A 20,008-nucleotide genomic window follows, 5' to 3' on the forward strand; every position below is an offset into this window, starting at 1 on the left:
CTAGCCATCGGGCGGCAATGAGCCCGGCTAACGTTCATTGTTTGCAAAAGTCACTCATCAGGCTTAATTTACCCTTCCCAACGCTGATACCTGAAACTTAAACAAGTTCGGGTAAGTTTATTAACTTGGGATCTGGAAAGCTAACCCAATGGAACCATTCGTATTAAATTTCGCTTTAAGTGCCGGCAGTGCATTAATGCTATGCTTTTTATTTCTATCTGATATACCCAAGGGAAACATCGGGGCAAACAAATGGCTGGGTGCGTTTTATTTTTGCCTTGCCTGTACTTTTTACCAGCTTTACATTGATAAGGCAGGATTGTCTAATGGTTTTCAAATACTGGTTTACTTTCTTGAACTATCCAGGTGGGCCGTTATGCCCTGCTTTTATTACGCCATTATAAATTTCACGGATCCGGAATATAGCAACAAAAGAGCTTGGGTGCATTTTATTCCGAGTTTAGGCTATCTTCTATATTCATTGAGATATATCGTACCTGGTTTTTTCGGATATCCTCAGCAACTTCCCGAATTTCCTTTTCTAATATTCATCCTTCGTTATTTCTTTACAGGTCAGCTTATCTTTTATTGGCTTTTATCGTTTCGGAAGCTTTCTGCTCATAGAAAATACCTGCTCCAGGTAGCATCGTCTATTGAACGTATCGATCTGAATTGGTTAAAGAACCTGATGCTGATATCGCTTGTGATGATTTTGTTAAGGTTTATCCCCGACAAAGGAGGTTTCGTAAACAATTTTATTCCTTTGCTCTATTTCTCGGGGATGATATTCCTTGCTTATTATTCAATCCGGCAACAGCCAATTTTTGCTATAGCACTTCCGCAATCTGCTCCTTCAAGTGATCATCAAAGTACGAAGGAAGTTTTTGAGAGGTTGGAAGTACAGCAAGTGGAGGCGCTTCGGGCACGGGTAACGAAAGTTACCAGGGAGAAAAAGCTCTACCTTGATCCTTCGCTTTCCCTGCCAGCTTTGTCAGGTCAAATAGGGATTGGTGTTCAGGATTTGTCGTATGTGCTTAACAACGGACTGGGGAAAAATTTTTACGAGTTTATAAATGAATTACGGGTGGAGGAAGCAAAAGCACTTCTGGAATCAGAAAAGGTAAAAAGCCTGGATATGCTCGGTATTGCTACGCATGCAGGGTTCAACTCAAAAACCACTTTTAATACTACCTTCAAAAAGCTTACAGGACTTACTCCTACTGAGTATCTAAAATCCCGTTCTCAATCAATGACTTTATAGAAAAGATCCACTATTAGGTCGCAGCGAGACGTTACGACCAGTTAAGACTTTATTTTTATGTTAGCCTTCATAGCCAGGCAGGCCTAGTCCTTTTTCTACAGCAAAAAAGGACCAAAATACCGCCGGCTTCACCGGTCTTCAGCTAAAAGTTCATGCTGATGGCAAGAGCGCAGCGAAGAACCGTGGGAATGGAAGCGGTTATTGATCGTTACTACTCCACTCGCTTCATCTGCTTGGCAATGCAAAATTAATGTATTTGCATCGCGTGGCACTGCTTTGGCGCCATACAGGACGGCGTGAAATCCGGGCGCGGTGGGCTGAAAAGAAATGCGGGCCACGCGTCGACTGTGCGGCTGAAGCTTGTTTCTTTTCTTGAACTTTTGGCAACTTTTGTTTCAAGACAAAAGTGGCTAGCCATCGGGCGGCAATGAGCCCGGCTAACATTCAATGTTGCAAAAGTCGCTCATCAGAACACTCTCTAACATTTAAATACGTTTGACCCTCATGGCCTGGCAGGCCTATTTCTTTTCTCTTGAAAGAAAAGAAACAAAAGTTCAAGGCTGCTGAATCTTTGTCGCAAATTCTAATTAAATTGTGTTTTGCTAGGCTGGTTTAAGTCTTCCGTAGGGCGACTTAAATCTTTTTATGGCACCAGGACTCTGTCCGGCTATCTGACTACAAAAGTTCAACCGGCACTAAACCCGCCTGTTGCCCGCAATAATCAACGGCACTGCTGTATTTATAATCCCAGGCATTCCAAACAATACCCGCTCTAACCGGATTCTCATGTAAGTAATTCAGACGCTGCTCGAGCATCAAATTAGTACTCAATTCTATAGGATGATTATCTTGTTGCCAAAACTGGTAGACCTTGTTGTTTGTGTTTCTCGCTCCAGCGCGTTTAAACATCCATATAAGCCAATCTTTGCGACTTTCTTGGACGTTCTCTTCAACTGCCGCTATGATCATCCTGCTTGTGTATTTTTTGAAGTCACGAACGATGGCCGCGAGTTCAAATCCTTCTTTGGCTGAAATAATCAAATGCACGTGGTTACTCATAATCACCCAGGCATGTAACCGTAATCCTTTTTCATTTGTACAAAATCTGAGACTTTCAACCAGTATTTCTTTATAGCATTCTCTGCTAAATACATCAATCCAGTTAACTACTGTACAGGTGATGAAATGAACTCGCGTATTATCGCCGAACCGATATCTTGTTGCCATGTTGAAAATGAGAACCCAATTTACTCTTTTCCTGCAAAAGAAGCCGGACGGAGTCCTGTTGTCATTTAAATCATTTAAGAGCGCTGCGCTGAACTCTTAAACGAGCAAAAGCAGGTCTGCTTAAAGCGTCCACCCACTGGACAACACTGAAAGTGATGAAGTGAACATCCTGATGATCCGATATTTTGTATTTTGATGACAAGGTTAGTGAAAGTTACAAACTTTCTTTTATTTGCAGGGCTTAAGTTACCTATCGCTAAGCCGGCACCTGAAACTTAAGCCAGTAGGCTGAACTCTTAAACGAGCATGGGGTTTAATTCAAAACTACTTTTAACACTACCTTCAAAAAACTTACAGGGCTACTCCTAGCCTGTATCTAAAATCTCGTTCCCAGTAACTCCTTCATAGGGAGATCTTCGGTTAAGATGTTCGTTTGGATACAAACGAACGGACTTCGAGCCTCGCCAACCTACTATTGCTTCATAAAAATTAATTATGAAAGCAAAATCGTATCTCAGTAACGCTAATTGGAATTTCATCCGGTTGGCAATTTTTTCTGCAATCTTCGTATTTCAGCAGATGCAGACTTCCTGGGCCCAATCGACGGCCAACGTTTCAAAAAAATCAGAAATCACTTTAAGTTCATTTGAAGGTTTCTACAGATTTCCTAACCAGGTGGCGTACGTACAGTTCTATCAAAAGGATGGCAAACTGATGGCAACGCAGTTATGGGACAAGAAGCAATATGAAATGATCCGGAAATCGGAGCTTGAATTCGAAACCAGTGAGGGATATACAGCAAAGTTTATAGCAGATAAGGGAGATGTCAACGCAATGATGTTAAACGGTCGGATTTTACTTAGGAAGGTGAATTATAATCCTGAGCAAAAAATGGCTTTGGAAATTGAGCAGTTGAAAAAGCTTGAAGGTCGTTACCAGTTTCAGAAAGACGCTAAGCTGAGCATTGAGGTCATTGCAGAAAAAGGAGGCTTAATACTTCATCAATTGTGGGATGGAAAAAACATGTCATTTTACCCCAGGTCGGAGGTTGATTTTTTCAACGATGAGCTGACTTTTCCTTTACATTTTGTAGTGGAAAATGAGCAAGTAAAGCAAATGACATGCTTCGGTAACGATAAATGGAATAAACTGAACTAAGAATATGGCTATGAAAACGTTATCGAAAACCAAGTTGTTCCTGGTCATATTATTGAGCATTGGCGGATCAGTTTCCGCCCAGGACCTGCCCGACACTGATTACCATACTAAAATCGCCTCTCCTGCATATAAGGACAAGAAAGGTCCTTTGATCTTATTTGATGAAGGTCATGGAAATCCCGTCTCATTGAAAAACAACTATTCGGGTTTCAATAAACTTTTGTCTGATGATGGCTATTTATTAACGTCAGCAAAAACAGCGGTTAGTAAGAATATGCTTTCTGACGCGAAGATTTATGTATCAGTGAATGCACTATCAAATCCAGCTATCTGGAGTTTACCAACTAGTTCTGCCTATACAAGCGATGAAATTAAAACATTAAATGAGTGGGTAAAAAACGGCGGAAGCTTGTTTTTGGTTACCGATCATTTCCCTTGCGGAGGTTCTGTTAATCTGTTAGCACAAACTTTTGGGTTTAATATCATCAACGGTTATGCTAAGAGAGATGACCGGAAGACAGAAATTTTCTCGCTGAAGACGGGGAATTTGTTAAAATCTGTCATTACTCAAACTCCGGGTAAAGTGATCGACAGCATTCGTATTTGGGGAGGAACCGCTTTTGTTCCACCACAACCCGCGCAAATTCTTACTACGCTGGGGTCAGGATATACCGTCTATCTCCCGGCAAAAGAAGAAGATATGAATTGGCCGATTGTCGATTCAGTTCCCCGTATTTCGGGATTAGGGCTTGCAGACGGAGCATTTATGAAATACGGAAAAGGCCGTCTTGTTATATTTTGTGATGGAGCTGGTTTCACCGCTCAGATAGAAGGAACTAAAGATACCAAACGAGGGTTCAACCATCCGGATGCGCATCAAAATGTACAATTTCTATTGAACCTTATTCACTGGCTCGACAAAGGAACCGTGAATTAAAACCAATGGATCAGGAAGCATTAATTTCAATTCCTGATCCTTTAAAACCTATCATAAAATTTCTGATATAAATCTCGTAGTTAATGAAAATTTCGACTTCAATCTTAAAACGCTCGATCTCGAGCCTGATTTTCTTTTTTACCATTAATGTGTTCGGCCAGGTTTCTCAAAATCACCCGAATCCGTCCGAATCACGGACCGTCCTGCTTCACAAGCTAAAAGAAGTGATGAAGGAAGAACATATTCCAGGTCTGATGATTTCAATTGTAAAAGGGGATTCAATATATGCGGGTGGACTAGGTTACGCTGACGTAAAAAATAAGATACCCGTTAGTTCGAGGACTCTTTTCCTCCAAAATTCAGTCACCAAGATGTTTACCGCGATGGGAATCCTTCAACTGGTTCATCAGGGTAAATTCAAATTAACTGACGAATTGAAAAAAATCGCACCGGAGATTGAATTTCAAAACAAATGGGAGGACACAAATCCCGTTAAGGTCGTACATCTGCTTGAACATACTGCAGGCTTTGATGATGTTCATTTGAATAACATGTATTCCAATAAATCTGAAAAGCATAAGGGTTTAGAGGCGGCTATGATCTTTAAGAACAGTTATGTTTCAAGATGGAAGCCGGGTCAACGGATGTCATATTCCAATCCGGATTATGCAATACTGGGATATTTAATAGAAAAGTTTAGTGGAAAGTCCTGGAGCTCCTTTATAAAAGAGTCCGTTCTTAGTCCCATTGGCATGCACGATTCAAACTGTGAACTGAAAGTACAAGACCTTACGAACTACGCAATAGGTTACCGTTTCTCCAATGGCGATCCAATTCCTTTCCCGTTTAATTCCCCTGCAGGTACCGGATCAGGAAGCGCCTTAAAAGCTGATGCTCAGGACATGGCGAAATTTGTACGTTTCTTTCTAAACGACTGGCGCACCGATTCTTCCAGGTGGCTTCCGCTCTCCTACCTGGAGCAAATGGAGACGGTGCATAGTACCCTTGCAGCCAAAAATGGCCTGAAGTTAGGTTATGGTTTTGCAAATGAGAAATTTCCTAATAACTCTAAAGTAACGTTCCGCGGTCATTTTGGCGGTGATAACGGCTTTAATTCACTTGTGCTGTATAACCGTGAACATAAACTAGGTTATGCAATTTGTAATAATGGTTATAAAGGAATGTGGCGACTATCCCAATTGATTGAAGAGTACTTGACTTTAGACCTGCCTTTACCAAAAGTAGATCAGCCTATTTCATTAGGTAGAAGTGCCGACGCCTACCTCGGATACTATCAGTTTCTTAACACACAACGAAGTAAGTGGAATTTTTTACAGAAGATTACTAATGGCTTCAAGGTGGAAAAATCCGCAGACAAGCTGATAGTGCATTGGATGTTTGGTCGACAGGATGATACCCTATACCGGATGAAAAATATGTTGTTTAAGCGAAAACATGATCTTGATCCTTATTATGTTTTCGGTAAGGATGATGAAGGTACCCCATTTTTTCAGGGCGAACGAAATGAGTATTATCAAAAAACAGCTTACTTTCCGGTATTAATGCAGCAGGTTTTCCTCGGCCTGACAACTTTAGCAGTCTTACTTAGTATACTTCTTGCTGTTATAACACTGATTCCAGCCTCGTTTAAAAACTCGAAACCAGCTGTCAGAGGGCCGGTTTTCTTTCCAATACTTGCATTTATTTCAGGATTTCTCGCATATCGCACACTATCCGTAACAGACGAAACAAATAAGCTTTTATATAATGATTTTAATATTTCTTCTGGTACCATCTTTTTTGGCTCACTAGGCTTCGCTGTATATATTTTCTACGCGATATTTCTATTATACCGTAAATGGAATAGTCTTCGAAGCTGGGGTATCAAGGGCATGTTATGCTTTAATCTCGGTGTTTTAGGTTGCTTCGCTTTTTATCTGGCAGTGCATGGCTGGATTGGCATTTGTGTCTGGAATTTGTAATGTCCCAACTGGTTTAAGTCACCGAAGGGTGGCTTAAACCTTTTTATGGAATCAAACTCTGAGCGGCTATCGGGCGCTGTGCTGAACCCTTAAACGAGTAACGGTATGATCTCAACGCTTTGGAAAACCTGAGCTGGCTTTTATTTCCTCAATCTGTTGAGTATGCCGGTTACTGTGAGCTGAAATCAGTAAAATGAACTGATAAGCATCATAAGTACCAACAGGAAGTACCGATACGTGATTGCGCAGATCGGCCTGGGTACTTTCGACAAAGGCGACCAGCTTTTCGCGATTTGCTTTAAACGCCGCAAGAGCTTCAGACACGGTTGCATAAGGAGAATTGGCCGGTTCCAATGCTGCAAAGGTTTTCGTTTTGTGTGAATGATCTTCGACAGCCCTGATCAGTTCCTCGTCACTGAACTTGATTCCGGCTCTTTGCTCCGGATTTGCCGGCTGTTTTAACGAGGCGTCCACCATTGCCCAAAGCTCCTTCTCTGCAGCCGCAATATGCTTAATGCATTCTTCTATACTCCATTTACCGGTCGCCGGTTTAAATGTCAATTGCGCCTGAGTGAAATCTTTTACCGAAGCGAATACCATCGATCCGGTTTCTTTTAAAAAGCGGCTGGCAAAATCTCTTTCGGAAGCTGTAAGGGTGCCTTGTTTGCTTGAAGATTGTGTGGTAGTCATCGTTTTCCTTGTTTGGTGGTTTATATTTTTGTGGTTTGCATGGCCATTAACGCCAGTTATAATGAATGCCGCTGTGATCAGGCAAGTCGCGACTGTTTTCATACACCAAAGATATTACTCAGATAGCGGCTCCGATAGGTTCCATTTAGACAATCTGATGGGTGGATTTGGACGTGCCGAAAGTTCATCCGCCTCGGTTCGTGTTTTCACCAGATGTTAAGTTATTCAGTTAAGGGGATAAAACGAGCGATCAAAACTGTTATATGCATACCCCACCCGGTTTCAATCTTCCGTAGGATGACTGAAATCTTCTGTTTATTTAGTTACCCATTGCAACGCCGAAAACTGAAACTTGAGCCAGTTTAAGGAGATTTGGAATCCGTATTATCTATCTTCGAGATTCCCTGCGAAACATATCGAAGAGCAAATTCAACTTTGTCTGTATAGTCAATAATTTAGTTTATTTGAGCTCTGACAAAATCAATTTTTTCTGCGTCAACGTGTTCTTCATTGCTTTATCCCTTACTACTGGGTCATCGCTGTGGATTAATTCAAAATATTCAGTTGGTACCACTTGCCATGATAATCCATATTTATCCTTACACCATCCGCAAGAGCCCTCCTCTCCACCATTTTTAGTAAGGGCTTCCCAATAATAATCGGTTTCAGCCTGGTCTTTTGTATTGATAACAAAGGAAACTGCTTCATTAAATTTGAATAGCGGACCTGCAGCTAATATGCTAAACTCCATTCCTGCTATTTCAATTACAGCTGTTTCTATGCCTGCATCATTTCCACTTTCGTCGCTATCGAACTTGCGAAAATCTTTCAGCTTACCGTCTTTAAAAATGGATAAGTAGTAATCTGCTACAGCTTTGGCGTCTTTTTCTACCCACAAATAGGGTGTAATTTTTTGAATAGTCATAATTTTAATGTTTTTACTGATGTCATTTGAAACTATGGTATTGGCTGCGTTATCGAAGTTATCTGGCTGATTATGATCTGATATTTTGTATTTGGATGATAAGGCTAACGAAAGTTACAAACTTTCTCGTATTAAAAAGCTTAAGCTACCATTCCAACCGGCTGACGTTCAATGATTGCAAAAAACCACTCATCAGAGCACTCTCTTACATTCATGAATACGTTTTGCCCTCATGGCCGGGTAGGCCTATTTCTTTTCTCTTGAAAGAAAAGAAACAAAAGTTCAAGGCTGCTGAATCTTTGTCGTAAATACCTGATAAATTGTTTTGGCGCATGTTCCGAGCCGTGGGAATGGAATTGCAAACTGAGCGTTTGTACAACACTCGCGGAAAACGCTGATGCCTGTGCGGATTCGAAAGGAACTGCATACAATTTATTGGTCTTTACTTCCAAATTTTCAGAGGCCGGTTCGTGCTTGGGAAAGAGCTGTGGTGTTATGGGCGTTTGCTTCCTGCCGCTGATTGATGGAACTACTGATATTATCGGCACTGCCCCGACCGGCGTTTGTGGCGTTAAGGAAACACGGTGATGCGGCTTTGTAAGAATGCCCAAACCGGGTAAAAGTCAAGCGATCAGCGAGCGTAGCAGAATCGGCCATAAAGCAGTTTCATTTCTGCGGCTCTGATTGCGCCAGCCGGATCAACGGGTTTTTAGTAACAAAAATTTGAAGCCTTGACTTTTTCGGCACTTTGTTTCAAGACAATGCCGACCGCAGGGAGACCATGAACACCTTTAAAAATATAGATGCTTGAATAACGGGCTAGCTATCGGGCGGCAATGAGCCCGACTGAGGTTCATTAATCATTTGCCCTCATCGCCGGCGGTCCTATTCACGTTTTAATAATTTATTCATTGTTTTTCAACAGTGCTAAAGCTGCCTTCAGCTGAAAAGATAACTCAAAAAGCCGCGGCATCTGAACCGTTGTCGAAAATTGTCGGTAAATCTCTCGAACGCATGTTCCGACGCAGTTAATCTGAGTGTGTCTGATTTTAAAAATGCCGTACCCTGAGGTTTCAATAAGATAATTTTTTATTTCCTATTAAGGTAACGACCTTGGCTTACATTCCTGTAATTATACTATTGTAACATTTTTCAAACGACTGTATCTAACCGGCCAAAATGATGAATATAATGGTTCAACTGACCTATGATTGCATTCGAAGACCTGTATAAACAGTACTCGCCGCAGATATTCCGCGTATGTTTAGGCTACACGAATAACCGTGACCAGGCTAAAGACCTGGTGCAGGAGACATTTGTATCGGTTTGGAAAAGCCTGCCAGGATTTCGCAACGAGTCACACATCAGTACCTGGATATTCCGGATAGCGACCAATCATTGCCTTCGCGCTATTGAAGTCGCTAAACGCATGCCTGCCGCGGAATTGCCCTTTGATCTGACTGAAACACAGGAAGAATCACCCGAAGAAAAGTTAACTTTTCTTTATCAATGCATCGCCGGATTACAGGAAACGGACCGGGTCATTATTTCACTTGAGCTGGAGGGGCTGCCGCAATTGTCGATAGCGGAAATAGTAGGACTGAGCAGCGGGAATGTACGAGTAAGGATTCACCGGATAAAAGAAAAACTCACTCAAAAATTTAAGGCAAATGAACAATTTAGATGATCTGAGAACGATTTGGCTGTCGGCGAAAACTGACGGCTTGCCTGATCCGGATGAAATGAAGCGGATTGTGAAAAAATTCAGGAGTCAGAAGCTGAGAAAAAAATGGCTGGTCATCGTTATGTCGTGTTTATTGTCGTGCCTGATCATGGCCGTGTTGGCCGTCATGCACTTTAAATTTATCACGACCTATATTGGCGGCGGATTAATGGCCGCTTCTGGACTGTTGCTTGCATTTACGAATTTCAGATCGCTTAAGCGCTTTTATGAACTTGATGATTGCAGCAACCTGGAATTCCTTGCCTTTATTGAGCAAACCCGGCGGAACCAGGAATTCTATTACAAAAAAACGATGGTGGCCATTCTGCTGCTTTGTTCTATAGGCCTCATTTTATATCTGTATGAGCCTGGTTCCCGGCACCTGCTGTGGCTGGCCTGTATGTATGCGGCGCTTTTTTCATATCTCGGCATAATGTGGTTCGTCGTGCGGCCGCGCATGTTCAAACGGGATGCTGAAAAACTTGAAGCTACGCGGAAACGACTGGAAAATATATCAAAACAACTTAACTAATATGAAACGCAACAATCTTTCAAAACGCTCTGTAATCTTATTAATCATCGGGTTGCTCATGACCTCGCTAACGTCCGTTGTTGGCCGTTATCTTCTAATGCCTGACTTTTTAAAAGGTTTTCTCAACGGCCTTGGACTCATGCTCGAGGTAATTGCTTTGGTCGGCATACGACGGAGCAGGCGGGAAACTGGATGTTTTTTATCTACTAAGCTTCACGATATATAACCCCCTTGCGGTTAATATTATTGTACCCTATTGGTTTAGTAGATACGGATTTTCATAACCAAGCCCGGTTGACTTTATGACATCCTTTGCCCTCATAGGCGGGCAGCCCTAGTTCTTTCCTTCAGCATGGAAAGAACCATGCCGGCCGCAGGGAGACCATTCATGCCTTTAAAAATTAATAAATCACAGATGAATAACAGCCGCCGGCTTCACCGATCTTCAGCTAAAAGTTCATGCTGATAGCGTGAGGGCAGCGAAGAGCTGTGTGAATGGCAGCGGTTGTTGAACGTTGCTGCAAAAACGAGAGGCGAACGGTTTGGCAACAACATCGGCCCTTCAGCCTTGCTTCTTTCCGGTTACGTCAACAATGATCATGCTGGTATGCGGAATCCCCAGCGTTTTGCCCGGGGTGATCGTTAGCAGATTCTGCAGGTAAACGCTCATTACACCTTTCATGATCTCCTGGTAATGTTCAGCGAAATCATCCGACAGCATAATCTCTGAACGGTTGAAATGCATGACACCCTTCGCGTCAACGAACACCGAAAACTCGTAGTGGAAATCCCGGTAGGCTTTGCTGATCATGATCTTAAATTCCGGGAGGAGGTAAAAGTCGCTGGTTTTGTCATCGCTGAGCGGACCGGTTTCCGGCAATATTTTTTCCACCCGGATGATCGGGCTTTTACTGGTCAGGGTAACAGGTTCGATCGCTATAAATGCGCTGTCGGGAATTTTAGCGGCCTGCATCGTACGCTGGCGGATATACAGCGAATCTGCTGCAGGTGGTTGTTTCAACTTCTGGGCCGTAGTATGAAGCGAATCGTTAATATATGATTCGGAATAGAATTTCATATAAGCGTTAGATCGTGTACGAGAGATCTCCTTATTCGCCACACGCAGGATCTGGAACATCATGCTGTCCTTCGTCAGGTATTTTAGCCTCAGCCAGGTACGCGCCATATTGAAGACCGAATCATGGTCAAAGAAATACGGGTAGTTCACATAAGCCTTTTCAAACGGGCTGTAAATTCTTACGGTGCTGTCGTTCAGGATGAACAGGTCCCATTCCGGTTTCAGCATGTAACCATCTTTATTGAAAGATAATCCGCCAGGAAAGCGCCGGCTAACTTCGATAAAATGCTTGCCTTTAACGATTTCGAAAGAAGGCTTGCCGTTGGGAAAAACAGTAGACCTCGGCTTGCAGGAAAATAGTATTAACGCGTTTAGCAGGAAAAAGAGATATCGGATCATTGGACTGCCGAAAGATAGCTTTTTGACCCTGAATTTGAAAAAAATTAGCTGCTTGTGTAAAGTAGGAAGAAAAAATGCTTTCCAATCCGCATGCAAAGCTATAGCGAGTAACAAGACAAATATAATAACCTGCATTGCCGTGCATTCGAGAAAAACAGATCTTCAAATTATTTGAAGCGCAAAGCTATTGCTGCTGTTATAGCCTGTTCCGCGTTAGCTGCTAGTCCTTATCCTGGACAACCGTACGCTTCATTCCGGCCGGTTTTGAAGCTGTGACGTTCATTTTAAACCCGGTTGAAGCGGCAGCTTTTTGCTTGTATAAACTTTCATTGGGCAGATCCGCTGATGCAAAAACTACAGCGGAAAACGGGACTGCTTTATCCGATTGGCACTGCAGTACATTTTCAGATATGACAAATAGTTTTCTTAGTCGTGCGTTACCTTATAAAAGCAGGTGTTTTGGATTAAATGGTCTGTATATATTATATCATTTACACTTCATACGCGTCTTAGAAAAATGGTAAGGTCATCTCATTTTAAATTAATTTTGAAAAGCAAATACTGTATTTCCATTAACAGCAGCCCGGCTTTTCATTCATACGCCTTCAGGCATTAACCAAAGGCCGGTATCCATTGCAATCCGGTTTAAGACGAACGGACATTGCACTAAAAACCCCGTGCCAGACACTCAAGTTCCAATCGGTACGGTAGTGAAACCAGCCAGCAGGCCGCCGGCGGAACTGCTTTATCCGCTTCGCAACGCAGTGCATTTTTAATTTCAAATGATAGTCAATAGTTGATGAGCGGCGTTTTAGTCGTGCTTTACTTTATAAAAATAAGCGCCAAATAAAAATATGACCGTATAGCAAATTATTGGCAAATAGTAAGCTTTAGCGACGTCATGATTCGCTACGGACCCCATGATCAACGGAAAAATAGCGCCTCCAACAACTCCCATCGAAATGAATGAGGAAGCCTGCTGCGTTTGTTTTCCAAGGTGCTTCAAACCAAGGCTGAAGATCGTTGGGAACATAATGCTGAAAAAGAAATTAATCATAATAAGCGCGATATACGATACCCAACCCATGCTTTGGGCAACGATCAGGCACATCACGATATTACCAAGTGCGAATGCCGCCAGCAATTTATTTGGCGCGATAAAGCGCATGAGTAAAGTACCGATGAAACGGCCGGCAAGCATCATAAACATAAAAATGGTCATATATCCGGCAGCGACGGCATCTGTAAAGCCCATTTTTTCGTGGCCATAATTGATAAAAAACGCCCAGGTTCCCCCCTGCGCCGCGACATTAAATAACTGAGCGATCGCCGCCCATACAAAATGCCGGTGCTGGTAGAGTTTCTTTGAGGGGGCAAAATCTACATTCAGAGCTTCAGGATCATTTGTGTCTGGCACAACAGCATGCGGATCAGTTGTTTCGGGTACCTTAACAAAGGTAAATGACAAGGCGACCAGTAAAATAACCGTTCCGATAATGATATAAAGGGTTTTTATTTTATCCAGTCCAACGCCCTCACTCCCACCGAAAATAAATAATGATCCGATCGCCGGCCCGACGATGGTCCCGAGCGCGTTAAACGACTGCGCAAAATTTATCCGCTGATCACTGGTCCGCTGATCTCCCAATGATGCCACAAATGGATGCGCCACCGTTTCGAGCGTTGACAAACCGCAACCCAGGATAAACAGTGCAATCCTGAAAAAACTGAATGATTGGGTGTTTGCAGCAGGAACAAAAAGGAACGCGCCCAGTGCAAAAAGTGACAATCCCAGCAGCACACCGTTTTTATACCCGAACCGCTTCATGAATAATCCTGCGGGTATTCCCATGATAAAATAAGCGCCGAAGATGGAAAATTGAACGAGTCCGGACTGGGCTTTCGACACATTCAAAACCGCCTGGAAATGCCGGTTTAAAACATCACCCAGTGAAATTGCAACGCCCCAAAACATAAAAAGGGAAGTGACAAAAATCATTGTAATTAAAAATTTCTTCTCAGTAAATTTTGCTTTCTGTAACATACATTTATAAATAGGTTATTGGATAGTCGTCAATTCCAAGCGGCTCGACTTAACCAAAGTAGATATTTTATATCGAATTTCAACAAGTTTAAAACACGAGAATTTACGGGTTAGCGCAGCTGGTTTGACAAATGATGCAACAGTTTCGCACGGTGTACGTTCGTTTTCGATACAATTACTCAGCTCGGACCATGCGTTATTTATTGATTTTCAGCGATTTAATTTTTTAGCATTCTTTTAGCCCGGTTAAAACACGTATTTATAAGCTATGATTAAGAACTATCTGAAAACTGCCTGGCGGAATATCTTAACGAAAAAATCGACTTCGTTTATCAATATCAGCGGCTTAGCGGTCGGGATGGCGGTCGCTTTACTGATCGGCCTTTGGATCAATAATGAGCTTTCGTTCAATAAATATAACGAACATTATGACCATGTGGCCAGGGTGATGCAAAGCAAGACGATCAGCGGGACGATCAATACCAATGAAAACATACCCGTTCCCTTAGCTGCCGAATTACGCACGACGTATAAAAATAATTTTAAAAATGTGGTGCTGGCATCCGGTACCTGGAATCACATTCTGAATAGCGGTGATAAACAGCTGCTCAAAACCGGGAGTTTTATGCAGCCCGAAGCGCCTGAGTTGTTAAGCCTGCATATGATCCGAGGAACCAGGAAGGGATTGAATGATCCATCTTCCGTGCTTTTAGCCGCTACAACAGCCAGGGCACTGTATGGCAATGTTGATCCCACAGGGAAAATGCTAAAACTTGACAATAAAATGCCGGTTAAGATCAGCGGAGTTTATGATGATTTACCTAAAAATTCAAGCTTTAATGACTTGGCCTTTATCGCAGCTTGGCAGCTCTATTACGCCGCTGACCCTAATCTTAAAAAGGCAGATACCGACTGGGGCAATAACTCCTACCTGCTTTATGTACGGCTAAATGATAATGCCGACGTAAACACTGTTTCCTCACAGATCAAAGATGCTAAATTGCACAGGGTCGACCAGGGCAGTGCAAAGTTCAAGCCGGTAATCCTGTTACAACCCATGAGTCGCTGGCACCTGTATGCCGAGTATAAAAACGGCGTTAATACCGGCGGCCAAATCACTTATATTTGGCTATTTGGGCTAATTGGAGTATTTGTATTACTGCTGGCGTGTATTAACTTTATGAACCTGAGCACAGCCAGAAGTGAAAAGCGGGCGCGGGAGGTTGGGGTTCGAAAAGCGGTAGGCTCGCTTCGTAGTCAGCTGATCATGCAATTTTTTACGGAATCCATCGCTGTTTCTTTATTATCCTTTCTGTTTGCTATTGTATTTGCCTGGTTGGCGCTACCTTTATTTAACGAGGTAGCCGGCAAACAAATCAACATACCATGGGGCAATCCCTTGTTTTGGCTGCTTTGTTTAAGTTTCAGCACTTTTGCCGGATTGCTGGCGGGTACTTACCCAGCGCTATATTTATCTTCCTTTAACCCGGTCAAGGTGTTAAAAGGCGCCGTCAAAGTCGGGCGTTTTTCAAAGCTGCCCCGGCAGATGCTGGTGGTAATGCAGTTCGCCGTTTCGATTATCCTGATCATAGGCACCGTCATCATTTTTAAACAGATCCATTATTCCCAAAACCGGGCAGTTGGTTATAACAGGAACGGTTTAATTACCATAGAAGTTAATTCAGGAACAATTCATAAACAATTTGAGGCCTTTCGCAATGATTTGATTAATAGCGGTGCCATTGTTAACATTACAGAGTCCAGCAGTTCGACTACTGGTATATTTGGTGGTGTCGGCGGCTTGAAATGGTCGGGCAAAGACCCGCAAATGAATGACGAGTTCGGCATGGTCGGAGTCAATACTTCTTATGGAGAAACGGTAGGCTGGCAATTAACACAAGGCCGTGATTTTGCGGCATCTGCCGCAGATTCTTCTTCGGTTATCTTGAATGAAGCCGCCGTTACTTATATGGGCTTGAAACATCCCGTCGGAGAAACTATTGATTGGTGGGGTAAGAAGTACCAAGTAGCAGGTGTAATCAAAAACATGGTCATGTCATCTCCATACGAACCGGCTAAACAAACCATATTCTTAATGGACACTAAACCGGGAAATTTCCTGATCATCCGGATTAACCCGCGGCTCAGCGCAAATACGGCGATTAATAAAATACAGGGAATCTGGAAACAATACGCACCGGCAGAACCTTTAGATTTCCGGTTCGCAGACCAGGAATACCAAAAGAAATTTGCCGATGAACAAAAGATCGGAACATTAGCAGGCATCTTTTCTGTGCTGGCGATATTTATCAGCTGCATGGGTATATTTGGTATGGCGATATTTGTTGCCGAACAACGTATCAAGGAAATTGGTGTCCGCAAAATACTGGGAGCATCAACATTTAACCTCTGGCGTATGCTGTCAATGGATTTTGTGGTGTTGGTAGTTATTTCCCTGATAATCGCTTCGCCGATCGCCTGGTATTTGATGTACAACTGGGTCGGCCGTTATGTTTATCATACAGAACTGTCCTGGTGGATATTTGCCATTACGGGCGTCGGTACAATAGTGATCACATTGTTAACGGTCAGTTACCAAAGCTTAAAAGCTGCAATCATGAATCCCGTCAAAAGCTTGAAAGCGGATTAATTGACGAATATAGAAACATGCGATAATTTCCGGAGCACTTTCGCTACGCCAGGCCTCGAGTGTTATCACCGGGCTTATTCTTCATTGGTTTGAATACCTGTTTTAGGAAGAGGACAAGAAAGAATTTATTTAGTTGCTGATATTGCCGAATTATTAAATTAGCTGACTAATCATATTCTGAATGAAAATTTTCAACCTGACCTTTTGCTTTCTGTTTATTGTTTTCGCGGCCCTTCAATACAACGACCCGGATCCTTACGTTTGGATGCCGATTTACCTGTATGCCTCTTTACTTTGCTGGCAAGCGGCAAGGAACAAATTCAACCAGGTGGCATACATAGCAGGATTCGTTGTTTATGGAATCTACGCCGTTTACAAAATTTTCGATGCGAATGGTTTTATCGACTGGATAACAAAACATCATGGCGAGAACATCGCCGAGACCATGCATGCCGATAAGCCCTGGGTTGAAGAAACGAGGGAGTTTTTCGGGTTGGTAATAGTAATTGGAGTTTTAGCGATAAATTACGTTTACTTTAAAAAGAAAAGGAAAATTCTTTCCTAATACTCAGAGCGTTTCGTATGGACCGACACAGCCTATTCTTTCCGTTGCAGATAACTGCTTTCATAGATTATTAGATCCGATAGGTCTTATTAATGCACGTTTTTTAATGAACGCATTATCTTAAGCTGCGTATCGACCACGGAGGAATTAAAACCGTGAGCCGTATTTGGCAGCAGAATAAATTCCTTTGCAGGCGCCTTAATTTTATCAAAATACACTTTAGTAATTTCTTTGGCTGTTAAAATATCTTCTTCTCCCTGGATCAGGTATACGGGGATCTTAAAGATAAAACTATCCTTCAAGAAGTTGACAGTTGTATTCATGGGCTTTACACCCAATCGCTTGTCGCCGACATAATTAACAAAGGAATAATCGTCGCCATCCTCACGATGCTGATTGTCTTGCAGATTGTCATACTCGGGTGACAGTATAAACCATGAAGCCGGTGCCGGTGCGGAATTTTCACGTTCGTACTTTTTTATTATCCGCAACAGTCTGCCTGCATTCCTGGCAATATCGTACGGAGGTTTCCCAATCGAGTCCAGGACACTTAAAGATTTTTGATCGCCGGCTTTTTGCGCCATTTGATATACTTTCTTATAGGCCGATATCAAATCTTCTGCAGCGTTCACAACCTGCGAGTGCCCGATGTAAGCGTAAAAAAGATCCGGGCGCTTCAAAGCCATCTTTGCGCCGATAATTGAACCCCACGATGTTCCGAAAAGAATTACTTTATTCTTGTGAAGGTATTTCGTAAGGTATTCAGCAAGCTGGATCCCGTCTGCAGTTATCTGGTCTACTGTTAACGGATGTGCCTGTAAATACGCCGGGCTCAGTTCCTCCGGTGCATTCCGGCCGAAAGTTCTACCTGCTCCACGCTGATCCCACTGAACGATTACAAAATCTTTTTCCCAGCCGCCATATACTGCATCACTATACGGGCTCATGGTACTGCCGGGGCCGCCATGAATAAATAAAATCACCGGCTTTGCGCTATTCCCTTTTATGGTAACCCACTCATCAATACCGTTTATTTCGATAAACCGTTCTTCCCGGACGTGCTTGTTTGTTGTCGAATCTTTTAAAATTTGGTCGGCCGCTGTATTCCTAGATTTTCCGAAAAACGAGGTCGCTGTAAAAAATAAAACAACGAAGGATAAGTAAAAAAATGCCAGACATGTTTTGGCAGTAGTATCTTGATTCATAAAGAAATAAATGGCGATAAAAATGTATCAATTACCATGAAGCGGTTTGTTTTCCACCAGTTCCAGGTGTAATAGCTTACGCTTCAAATTTTCAGGAATGTGAAAGATCTCAGGATGAAACATGCAGGAAAGCAGCGTTATACCATCGACCAACGTTCCAATACTTGGTTGCGTAAATAAATCGTAGTCTGCAATGTAAACGCGGTTATCTCGTACAGCCTTGAGATTATACCAGCCTTCTTTCTGGTACAGCAAACTCATTTCTTCCATTGTACGCTCAACTGTAAATCCGCAGGGAGCGATTACCAGAATTTCAGGATCGTATTTCAGGATCTTGTCCCAGGACGTGACAATTGAATCTCCGGCAGGATTAGACAGCATATCGACACCGCCGGCATGTGCAATTTGAAAAGGTATCCAGTGGCCACAGTTATAAACCGGTTCAATCCATTCCATCAGCATCACACGTTTTAAAGGCGCCCGGTTTCGCCTTAATTCGTCGATAATGAAATCAGTTCGGCTTTTAAGTTGTGCCAGGTATTGATACGCGACTTCTTCCCTGCCTAATGCTTTTGCTATAGTTATTGCACAAGCAAAAACATCATCCAGGTTATTGGGAGAAAGGGGAACAAGTACCGGCTGTTTAGCTAATTGAGAAACGGCTGAATGTGTGCAGGCTGTATCAATCTGGCATACTTCGCAAACATCCTGTGTGAAGATGATATCAGGTTCAATTTCCTTCAGCAGGTCAATGTCGACGTAATACAGGCTTTTTCCTTCCGCTTTTGACGCAGAAAACATTTTATCGATCTCATTACTGCTATAATTCTTTCCTTCAAGAACACAGCGTACAGCTTTTGGAAGATGTAACGACTCCTGTGGACATTCGAATGTTACGGCATGCAGCATATCCTGAAGCCCCATTTCGTAAATCATGCTGGTAGCTGCAGGGAGAAAAGAGACGGCTTTCATGAGCGTGAGGAAGGGAAATGGATAGCAGGAAAGAAAGAATAGGAAATGGATAGCGTACTCATACTATTCCCCATTTTCTATTCTCTCCTTATCTTCTATGCTAATTGCAAAGAATGTACTTTGGTTTTCGCAAGCTCGAATCCTCCGTACATTAAACCGCCGAATACAAGATTGCCAAGCATTAAATTACGCTCAAACGGAATTGCTGCAACCAGGCACTGGATATAACCAGCAAATGTTTTCGGGTACATCGCTTCGAACAGCCACGGCTGAATGTCAGAAATCAGCCAATGAATTACAACGCAAATAATAGATGCACTTATAACTTCGATTGCGTTTACCTTTTTTATCAGGCTTCCCACGTAAACCATAGCTGCGAATGCGAGGTAAACGAACAAAAATCCGCTATAGAAAAACTCTACCTTACCAAAATAGGCGTATGAAATGATCCAATCGGTGGCCATCAGGGTTATTAATGGAAAAACGTAAGCCTTCCACTTATTCTGGAAGTAAGTGCCGCCAAACATGGCGATTGCTCCTACCGGTGTAAAATTTGCCCAGGTGCTGAATTTGCCAAGGTCAACCAGGCGCAATGCACCGGCTGCAAGGATGATCAGTATTAAAAGACTGTTGCGAATGTTCAGTTTAGATATTGACATA

General features: G+C 42.6%; 18 protein-coding genes. 9 read left to right on the forward strand and 9 right to left on the reverse strand.

The window, feature by feature from the left end:
* Positions 1-148: 148 nt before the first annotated feature.
* On the forward strand, positions 149-1,261 hold the full coding sequence (locus GS399_RS13190) for a helix-turn-helix domain-containing protein (RefSeq protein WP_160845119.1): 1,113 nt from the start codon (positions 149-151) through the stop codon (positions 1,259-1,261).
* Positions 1,262-1,936: 675 nt separating this feature from the next.
* Here GS399_RS13190 and GS399_RS13195 read toward each other — a convergent pair.
* The gene (locus tag GS399_RS13195; protein WP_160845120.1) at positions 1,937-2,488 is read right to left on the reverse strand and encodes an REP-associated tyrosine transposase; all 552 of its coding nucleotides are present in this window, start codon (positions 2,486-2,488) and stop codon (positions 1,937-1,939) included.
* A gap of 495 nt (positions 2,489-2,983) precedes the next feature.
* Between GS399_RS13195 and GS399_RS13200 the strand changes: the two genes are divergently transcribed.
* The 3 genes from GS399_RS13200 to GS399_RS13210 all read left to right on the forward strand — a co-directional run bounded on the left by GS399_RS13200 (position 2,984) and on the right by GS399_RS13210 (position 6,565).
* Positions 2,984-3,646 (forward strand): hypothetical protein, encoded by a 663-nt coding sequence (locus GS399_RS13200; protein ID WP_160845121.1) that lies wholly within the window; start codon positions 2,984-2,986, stop codon positions 3,644-3,646.
* Between the two features lie 10 nt (positions 3,647-3,656).
* Positions 3,657-4,583, forward strand: coding sequence for a hypothetical protein (locus GS399_RS13205; RefSeq protein ID WP_160845122.1), 927 nt, complete (start codon positions 3,657-3,659; stop codon positions 4,581-4,583).
* A gap of 83 nt (positions 4,584-4,666) precedes the next feature.
* Positions 4,667-6,565: a serine hydrolase domain-containing protein gene (locus tag GS399_RS13210; protein ID WP_160845123.1), complete on the forward strand. Its 1,899-nt coding sequence runs from the start codon at positions 4,667-4,669 to the stop codon at positions 6,563-6,565.
* 111 nt (positions 6,566-6,676) lie between these two features.
* Here GS399_RS13210 and GS399_RS13215 read toward each other — a convergent pair whose 3' ends face one another.
* The 3 genes from GS399_RS13215 to GS399_RS13225 all read right to left on the reverse strand — a co-directional run bounded on the left by GS399_RS13215 (position 6,677) and on the right by GS399_RS13225 (position 8,837).
* A complete protein-coding gene (locus GS399_RS13215) occupies positions 6,677-7,357 on the reverse strand; it encodes a DinB family protein (RefSeq protein WP_160845124.1) in 681 nt (226 codons plus the stop codon).
* A 358-nt stretch (positions 7,358-7,715) separates the two neighbouring features.
* On the reverse strand, positions 7,716-8,180 hold the full coding sequence (locus GS399_RS13220; protein ID WP_160845125.1) for a VOC family protein: 465 nt from the start codon (positions 8,178-8,180) through the stop codon (positions 7,716-7,718).
* A 456-nt stretch (positions 8,181-8,636) separates the two neighbouring features.
* Positions 8,637-8,837 carry a hypothetical protein gene (locus tag GS399_RS13225; RefSeq protein ID WP_160845126.1) on the reverse strand — a complete coding sequence of 67 codons (201 nt, stop codon included), beginning with the start codon at positions 8,835-8,837 and terminating at the stop codon, positions 8,637-8,639.
* A 550-nt stretch (positions 8,838-9,387) separates the two neighbouring features.
* On the opposite strand from GS399_RS13225, the gene GS399_RS13230 reads away from it, so the two are divergent.
* From GS399_RS13230 to GS399_RS13240, 3 genes are read left to right on the forward strand one after another with little or no spacing between them, the layout of a single operon-like run.
* On the forward strand, positions 9,388-9,867 hold the full coding sequence (locus GS399_RS13230) for an RNA polymerase sigma factor (protein WP_202409461.1): 480 nt from the start codon (positions 9,388-9,390) through the stop codon (positions 9,865-9,867).
* Complete coding sequence (locus GS399_RS13235) at positions 9,851-10,435, forward strand: hypothetical protein (protein ID WP_160845127.1); 585 nt, start codon at positions 9,851-9,853, stop codon at positions 10,433-10,435. Before GS399_RS13230 ends, GS399_RS13235 begins: the two co-directional genes overlap by 17 nt.
* 1 nt (position 10,436) lies before the next feature.
* Positions 10,437-10,661, forward strand: a complete 225-nt coding sequence (locus GS399_RS13240) for a hypothetical protein (protein WP_160845128.1) — start codon at positions 10,437-10,439, stop codon at positions 10,659-10,661.
* 336 nt (positions 10,662-10,997) lie between these two features.
* On the opposite strand, the gene GS399_RS13245 is transcribed toward GS399_RS13240, so the two are convergent.
* Together GS399_RS13245 and GS399_RS13250 are read right to left on the reverse strand one after the other, a co-directional pair.
* The gene (locus GS399_RS13245) at positions 10,998-11,912 is read right to left on the reverse strand and encodes a hypothetical protein (RefSeq protein ID WP_160845129.1); all 915 of its coding nucleotides are present in this window, start codon (positions 11,910-11,912) and stop codon (positions 10,998-11,000) included.
* A gap of 811 nt (positions 11,913-12,723) precedes the next feature.
* On the reverse strand, positions 12,724-13,956 hold the full coding sequence (locus tag GS399_RS13250) for a sugar MFS transporter (protein WP_160845130.1): 1,233 nt from the start codon (positions 13,954-13,956) through the stop codon (positions 12,724-12,726).
* A gap of 268 nt (positions 13,957-14,224) precedes the next feature.
* Here GS399_RS13250 and GS399_RS13255 point away from each other — a divergent pair, with 268 nt between their 5' ends.
* Together GS399_RS13255 and GS399_RS13260 are read left to right on the forward strand one after the other, a co-directional pair.
* Positions 14,225-16,606: an ABC transporter permease gene (locus GS399_RS13255; RefSeq protein WP_160845131.1), complete on the forward strand. Its 2,382-nt coding sequence runs from the start codon at positions 14,225-14,227 to the stop codon at positions 16,604-16,606.
* A gap of 181 nt (positions 16,607-16,787) precedes the next feature.
* Positions 16,788-17,171, forward strand: a complete 384-nt coding sequence (locus GS399_RS13260; RefSeq protein ID WP_160845132.1) for a transmembrane 220 family protein — start codon at positions 16,788-16,790, stop codon at positions 17,169-17,171.
* Between the two features lie 89 nt (positions 17,172-17,260).
* Here GS399_RS13260 and GS399_RS13265 read toward each other — a convergent pair whose 3' ends face one another.
* The 3 genes from GS399_RS13265 to GS399_RS13275 form a co-directional block, all read right to left on the reverse strand.
* Positions 17,261-18,376 (reverse strand): alpha/beta hydrolase, encoded by a 1,116-nt coding sequence (locus GS399_RS13265; protein WP_160845133.1) that lies wholly within the window; start codon positions 18,374-18,376, stop codon positions 17,261-17,263.
* 27 nt (positions 18,377-18,403) lie between these two features.
* Entirely contained in the window at positions 18,404-19,348 is a 945-nt protein-coding gene (locus GS399_RS13270; RefSeq protein ID WP_160845134.1) for an ABC transporter substrate-binding protein, read from the reverse strand.
* Positions 19,349-19,443: 95 nt separating this feature from the next.
* Positions 19,444-20,007 carry a DUF6580 family putative transport protein gene (locus GS399_RS13275; RefSeq protein ID WP_160845135.1) on the reverse strand — a complete coding sequence of 188 codons (564 nt, stop codon included), beginning with the start codon at positions 20,005-20,007 and terminating at the stop codon, positions 19,444-19,446.
* Position 20,008 lies beyond the last annotated feature (1 nt).

It is taken from the genome of Hufsiella arboris (assembly GCF_009834875.1).
In the GTDB taxonomy this organism is placed as follows: domain Bacteria; phylum Bacteroidota; class Bacteroidia; order Sphingobacteriales; family Sphingobacteriaceae; genus Hufsiella_A; species Hufsiella_A arboris.

Excerpts from the sequence above, each read along its gene's own strand:
- GS399_RS13205 (WP_160845122.1), top strand. The coding sequence starts at position 3,657 with ATGAAAACGTTATCGAAAACCAAGTTGTTCCTGGTCATATTATTGAGC.
- GS399_RS13215 (WP_160845124.1), bottom strand. The coding sequence starts at position 7,357 with ATGAAAACAGTCGCGACTTGCCTGATCACAGCGGCATTCATTATAACT.
- GS399_RS13230 (WP_202409461.1), top strand. The coding sequence starts at position 9,388 with ATGATTGCATTCGAAGACCTGTATAAACAGTACTCGCCGCAGATATTC.
- GS399_RS13190 (WP_160845119.1), top strand. The coding sequence starts at position 149 with ATGGAACCATTCGTATTAAATTTCGCTTTAAGTGCCGGCAGTGCATTA.
- GS399_RS13245 (WP_160845129.1), bottom strand. The coding sequence starts at position 11,912 with ATGATCCGATATCTCTTTTTCCTGCTAAACGCGTTAATACTATTTTCC.
- GS399_RS13255 (WP_160845131.1), top strand. The coding sequence starts at position 14,225 with ATGATTAAGAACTATCTGAAAACTGCCTGGCGGAATATCTTAACGAAA.
- GS399_RS13265 (WP_160845133.1), bottom strand. The coding sequence starts at position 18,376 with ATGAATCAAGATACTACTGCCAAAACATGTCTGGCATTTTTTTACTTA.
- GS399_RS13200 (WP_160845121.1), top strand. The coding sequence starts at position 2,984 with ATGAAAGCAAAATCGTATCTCAGTAACGCTAATTGGAATTTCATCCGG.
- GS399_RS13220 (WP_160845125.1), bottom strand. The coding sequence starts at position 8,180 with ATGACTATTCAAAAAATTACACCCTATTTGTGGGTAGAAAAAGACGCC.
- GS399_RS13275 (WP_160845135.1), bottom strand. The coding sequence starts at position 20,007 with ATGTCAATATCTAAACTGAACATTCGCAACAGTCTTTTAATACTGATC.
- GS399_RS13195 (WP_160845120.1), bottom strand. The coding sequence starts at position 2,488 with ATGGCAACAAGATATCGGTTCGGCGATAATACGCGAGTTCATTTCATC.
- GS399_RS13235 (WP_160845127.1), top strand. The coding sequence starts at position 9,851 with ATGAACAATTTAGATGATCTGAGAACGATTTGGCTGTCGGCGAAAACT.
- GS399_RS13250 (WP_160845130.1), bottom strand. The coding sequence starts at position 13,956 with ATGTTACAGAAAGCAAAATTTACTGAGAAGAAATTTTTAATTACAATG.
- GS399_RS13240 (WP_160845128.1), top strand. The coding sequence starts at position 10,437 with ATGAAACGCAACAATCTTTCAAAACGCTCTGTAATCTTATTAATCATC.
- GS399_RS13270 (WP_160845134.1), bottom strand. The coding sequence starts at position 19,348 with ATGAAAGCCGTCTCTTTTCTCCCTGCAGCTACCAGCATGATTTACGAA.
- GS399_RS13210 (WP_160845123.1), top strand. The coding sequence starts at position 4,667 with ATGAAAATTTCGACTTCAATCTTAAAACGCTCGATCTCGAGCCTGATT.
- GS399_RS13225 (WP_160845126.1), bottom strand. The coding sequence starts at position 8,837 with ATGGCCGATTCTGCTACGCTCGCTGATCGCTTGACTTTTACCCGGTTT.
- GS399_RS13260 (WP_160845132.1), top strand. The coding sequence starts at position 16,788 with ATGAAAATTTTCAACCTGACCTTTTGCTTTCTGTTTATTGTTTTCGCG.